Source organism: Pelorhabdus sp. sgz311001 (assembly GCF_055901755.1).
Genome location: NZ_JBVXUT010000011.1, coordinates 1 through 5,130 on the forward strand (window position 1 = coordinate 1; position 5,130 = coordinate 5,130).

The 5,130-nt window shown below is 41.0% G+C and carries 4 protein-coding genes, 1 rRNA gene and 1 other annotated feature; all 5 genes read left to right on the forward strand.

Annotated features, from left to right (window positions below; all coding sequences use genetic code 11):
• The first annotated feature begins 47 nt into the window (after positions 1 to 47).
• The 5 genes from rrf (at position 48) to ilvB (ending at position 4,939) form a co-directional block, all read left to right on the forward strand.
• Positions 48 to 164, forward strand: a 5S ribosomal RNA gene (gene rrf / locus AC0MXB_RS18205).
• A 195-nt stretch (positions 165 to 359) separates the two neighbouring features.
• On the forward strand, positions 360 to 917 hold the full coding sequence (locus AC0MXB_RS18210) for a rubredoxin-like domain-containing protein (RefSeq protein WP_474041146.1): 558 nt from the start codon (positions 360 to 362) through the stop codon (positions 915 to 917).
• Between the two features lie 187 nt (positions 918 to 1,104).
• Positions 1,105 to 2,517: an aspartate ammonia-lyase gene (gene aspA, locus AC0MXB_RS18215; RefSeq protein WP_474041147.1), complete on the forward strand. Its 1,413-nt coding sequence runs from the start codon at positions 1,105 to 1,107 to the stop codon at positions 2,515 to 2,517.
• Between the two features lie 116 nt (positions 2,518 to 2,633).
• Positions 2,634 to 2,868, forward strand: a binding site (T-box leader).
• Between the two features lie 55 nt (positions 2,869 to 2,923).
• Positions 2,924 to 3,154, forward strand: coding sequence for an ACT domain-containing protein (locus AC0MXB_RS18220; protein ID WP_474041149.1), 231 nt, complete (start codon positions 2,924 to 2,926; stop codon positions 3,152 to 3,154).
• Between the two features lie 60 nt (positions 3,155 to 3,214).
• Positions 3,215 to 4,939: a biosynthetic-type acetolactate synthase large subunit gene (gene ilvB / locus AC0MXB_RS18225; RefSeq protein ID WP_474041150.1), complete on the forward strand. Its 1,725-nt coding sequence runs from the start codon at positions 3,215 to 3,217 to the stop codon at positions 4,937 to 4,939.
• The last annotated feature ends 191 nt before the right edge of the window (positions 4,940 to 5,130 follow it).

Consider the following 5,130-nt stretch of genomic DNA (forward strand, 5'->3'; position numbering starts at 1 on the left):
TGAGAGAGCACCTCTCCTATGTGAAAGCATAGAAAAAAAGCATAAGATTCAGTGACGATAGCTATGGGGTTCCACCTGTTCCCATCCCGAACACAGAAGTTAAGCCCATATACGTCGAAAGTACTCGGCTGGCGACGGCCTGGGAGGATAGATAGTTGCTGATTTCAAAAAACCACTTCATTATGAAGTGGTTTTTTGTTGTACATGATTAGAATCTTCCAAGTTGTGTTAAGTCTAAAATACTTTACACTAAGTTCTGCAAGTTTTAAATTCTAACAGCAGGAAATCTTTTCTTTTTCACGAAACATTATAAATGAGAAATTTGTCACAATATATCAGCTAGCTTGGGAGGCAAAGTTATGAAAAAGTATGTTCGATGTAAGGCCTGCGGCTACATTATGGAAGAAGGGGCGCTGCATGATGTATGCCCTGTTTGCGGACTTCCTAAAACCGTTTTTGAACCTTATACTAAAAAATTATCCCCAAATCGGAGATTGATTTTGGATCAACATCTTCATCCTGTAGAAGTACACTTTCCACAGGTTTTTGTTGCCATGATTCTTCTTTGTCTGCCTTTATCAACTGTGGTGGGAGATCCCTTGCGATCTGACTTGCTTTCTGTAGTTAAAATTTCTATTTTACTGTTGCCTTTTGGCGTTCTGGGAGCGTTTCTTACTGGACTTTTAGATGCAAAAGTACGGTTTAAAAAGTTGAATGCGCCGTTATTGGTAAAAAAGATGATTTTTGGCTGTGTACTACAAGTAATTTCCTGCATTATTTTTGGGGTATATTGGACGGGAGGTCTTTCGGACCAAACCTTCTGGCCCATTGAAATTCTTACTTTAGCCGCTACTGCCTGCGCGATCTATTTAGGCCGAGCTGGATCAGGGATGTTTGACTCTTTCATTGCCGGCTAAAAAGATTATTTTTCTATACATTTGTTTGACCGTAAAGATCCTTGCTACTAAGAATGGATGCAAGGATCTTTATTTTATAATTTTATTATGTTTTTTGTATACAATATACTGTTTACATTATACTAGTTCTGCTATACAATAGGAGTAGAGCAAGAAATTCTGAATTTTATAAAAGGACGGTTTTAATATGCGTAAAGAGCATGATTTTTTAGGCGACATGGAAGTACCAGAAGACGTATACTATGGTGTGCAAACCCTTAGAGCTATGGTGAATTTTTCAATTACGGGGCAAACTTTGACATCAGAATTTATTGTTGCGTTAGCTATTGTAAAAAAAGCAGCTGCTTTAGCCAATATAAAAACAGGACGTCTAGATTTACATGTAGGAAACGCTATAGTTACAGCATCTACAGAAATTATTGATGGAAAATGGCATGAACAATTTGTGGTCGATCCGATTCAAGGCGGCGCAGGGACTTCAATGAATATGAATGCAAATGAAGTGATTGCCAATCGTGCCTTAGAAATTCTCGGCAAAGAAAAAGGTGACTATACTATTGTTTCGCCCAATAATCATATAAACATGGCGCAGTCGACGAATGACGTAATTCCCACTGCCATTCGTATTGCTACGCAAATGAAGACAAGAAAGTTGTTAGATGTATTAAATCGAACGATAGAGTTATTTAATCAAAAGGGCGAAGAATTTGCTGATATTATTAAAATGGGACGTACTCATCTACAGGATGCAGTGCCAATTACGTTGGGACAGGAATTTTCGGCTTATGCTACTGCTTTAGAGCGTTCCGTGCGGCGACTTGAACGTTCGCGGCAAGAACTGCTGACAATTAATATGGGGGCTACGGCAGTAGGAACTGGCCTTAATGCAGAACCTGCCTATATTGAACAGGTTGTAAAAGAGATTGCTCATCTTACTGGTGAAAATTTCTCTACATGCCCTAATTTAGTTGATGGAACGCAAAATACAGATGCTCTTGCTGAATTCTCGGGTAGTTTAAAAGTCTGTGCTTTAGCGTTATCGAAAATTTGCAATGATCTTCGATTAATGGCATCAGGTCCTAAATGTGGACTAAATGAAATTATCTTAGAACCAAGGCAACCGGGATCTTCTATTATGCCAGGCAAAGTGAATCCGGTAATTCCAGAAGTGGTCAATCAAATCTGCTTCCAAGTAATCGGCAATGATGCTGCGATCTGTCTTGCCGTGGAAGCTGGACAATTTGAGTTGAATGTTATGGAGCCTGTTATGGCCTATAATCTGTTTAATTCACTTACCTTTCTTACTCAAGGACTCACTGCTTTATGCAACCATTGTTTGCCGTCGATTCGTGCGAATGTCGAACACTGCCAATCCCTTGTTAACGGCAGCGTAGGAATTGTTACGGCCTTAGCACCTTACTTGGGGTATGAACAATCGGCTAAAGTAGCGAAAGAAGCTTTAGAAAGTGGTAAGGCTGTTCATGAAATCGTGCTAGAACAAAAGCTGTTAACAGCCCAAGAGCTTGCTGTTATACTTTCTCCTTGTAATATGACAAAGCCTGGAATTGCGGGAAAATCCGTAGTTGAACGGGCTGTTTAGTACCAGTTGGGTAAAAAGGCTTCAAAACACAAGTTAACAGCGTAATGGCAAAAAGCTGCTTGACATGGCATGATTGTAACAAGTATAATAACATTACAACTTTACAATGAGTAACTCAAAAGGTTATGATTGGGAGCAAAGGCAAAAAAGAATCGCTGCAGAGAGCCGATGGCTGGTGAAAATCGGTGCGAAGTTTTTGTTGATTAAATCACCCATGAACTCTTCTCCGAACCTATATCAATTGATGCAGGGGAGGCAGTTGCGTCGCCCGGGCGTTAGCCGGAGGTCGGTTGTTAGACCGATGTGAGAGAGTGAAATAGGGTGGTACCGCGTTATTTTAACGCCCCTAGCTGACGTGTATGTCAGTTAGGGGCGTTTTTGAATTATAACAGAGGAGGCCATGTTTATGTATACTATGTTAAATTTAGTAGCTAATAATCAACCGCAGGTCATGCCAAGAATCTTACGTGTATTTACATCGCAGGGAATGATTTATCAAAATCTATGGGTGAGCGTTACGGAAGATGCAAAATTTTTAATGCTGGAAGTGGAGGCAAAAGAAACTGGCTTTAGTGAACGATTTGTACGATTGTTGGAGAAGCTTGTTGACGTCATTGAAGTAAAATGGCAGGTATGATGCAGTAAGAAGTCCACAAGTTTAGCAGATAAAATTTTTTAGAATGCGGAGGTCTGTATCATGAGAATTTCGGGAGCACAAGCGATCATACGATGTTTAGTGGAAGCTGGCGTGGATACGGTATTTGGCTATCCCGGGGGAGCTGTTATTCCTCTTTACGATGCATTATATGAAGGGCCGTTAAAACACATTCTTACGGTTCATGAACAAGGCGCTATTCATGGGGCCGATGGCTATGCTAGGGCAACTGGGAAAGTTGGCGTTTGTATCGCGACTTCCGGACCGGGAGCGACGAATATAGTGACTGGTTTGGCGACCGCCTATTTAGATTCAGTACCGCTTGTAGCGATTACTGGTCAGGTTGCTACAACCCAGTTAGGTAGGGATTCTTTCCAGGAAATCGATATTGTCAGTGTAAGTATGGCGGTCACAAAGCATAATTACTTAGTTTTAAAGCCTGAAGATTTAGTACCTGTATTAAGAGATGCTTTTATGATTGCACAGGAGGGGCGGCCAGGACCGGTTCTAGTTGATATTCCCAGCAATATTCAAACGGCTTTAGTCGAGTGGCTCGAACTAGAGGAGCGTGAAGAGGTTTGTGGACAAAGACAACAGAAGCAGGTGAATGAAAGCGATTTGCCCAATATTGCTGAAGCGATTGAGGTGCTGAAAAAAGCCAAACAGCCTGTCTTATTAGCAGGTGGTGGGATTATTCGCTCAAAAGCAAGTCAGGAATTTCGGGCGTTAGCAAAAGATGGGAATTTCCCTGTAGTAAGTACCTTGATGGGATTGGGATCTTTCAATGGCAGTGATGAGCAATTTTTAGGGTTAACCGGAATGCATGGTAATAAAACGGCAAATCGAGCTATTTATGAAGCTGACGTTATCGTAGCTATTGGAGCTCGTTTCAGTGACCGAGCTACAGGAGATCGCCAAGAATATGCAAAGGAAAAAACGATCATTCATATTGACGTAGATCCGTCAGAAATAGCTAAGAATATTTCAACACAGCTTGCTTTAATTGGAAATATGAAGGCGATTCTTATAGAACTCCGAGAGAATTATTCCAAAACAGTGAATAAAGACTGGTGGAATCGGTTATACCAGTGGCAGGACGGTGAAAAGGCAAGCAATACAGCAACCGAAAGCAATAGGGTGAGCGAAGGCCAAGTAAATTTGTTGACTGGGCCTGAGATTATGCACTGCCTGAATCAGTTTGCGCAAGGAAAAGATATAGTATATGTTACTGATGTAGGACAAAACCAAATGTGGGCAGCACAGCATTTAGTCATCCGCGAACCACGTGCTTTTATTACTTCCGGTGGGGCAGGTACTATGGGCTTTGGATTACCGGCAGCATTAGGTGCTCAGATTGGTAGGATAGATTCTCTGGTTGTCCATCTTTGCGGCGACGGCGGTTTTAAAATGACAGGCATTGAACTTTTTACTGCACAAAATCAGCAATTACCGCTTCTTTCTATTGTTATAGATAATCAAAGTTTAGGTATGGTTCGACAGTGGCAGAAGATTTTCTATAATCAACGGTATTCGGCCACAACGCTTCCTGCGTTTTCCTTCCATGAGTTTGCCAAAGCATGTTCCGTGCCAGCCGTGCAAGCCTCTACCGTGGCTGACTTTAAAGCTGCGTTAAGCAAAGCAGTGCAATATATTCAGCAAGAAAGAAAACCTTTTCTCATTGTAGCTACAATATCACCTGATGATCTGGTACTTCCTATGATTGCGCCAGGATCTACTTTAGATAAATATGTCGAATTTTTTAGATAATTCTTGACAATTCCCTTTATAACGGTTAAAATAGATACTACAGAGAAAACTTAAAAATACTTTGCGAAAAAGTGTTGACATAAGTGAATCTGCTGTGCTATTATATACAAGTCGCCGCTGAGCGACACGAAAACAGAAAAGAATCATCGCTTCTGAAAACGAAGGCGAAACGGTTAAAAAAGAAACTTTGA

Coding starts and splice junctions, on each gene's coding strand:
- AC0MXB_RS18220 (WP_474041149.1), top strand. CDS start 2,924: ATGTATACTATGTTAAATTTAGTAGCTAATAATCAACCGCAGGTCATG.
- ilvB (WP_474041150.1), top strand. CDS start 3,215: ATGAGAATTTCGGGAGCACAAGCGATCATACGATGTTTAGTGGAAGCT.
- aspA (WP_474041147.1), top strand. CDS start 1,105: ATGCGTAAAGAGCATGATTTTTTAGGCGACATGGAAGTACCAGAAGAC.
- AC0MXB_RS18210 (WP_474041146.1), top strand. CDS start 360: ATGAAAAAGTATGTTCGATGTAAGGCCTGCGGCTACATTATGGAAGAA.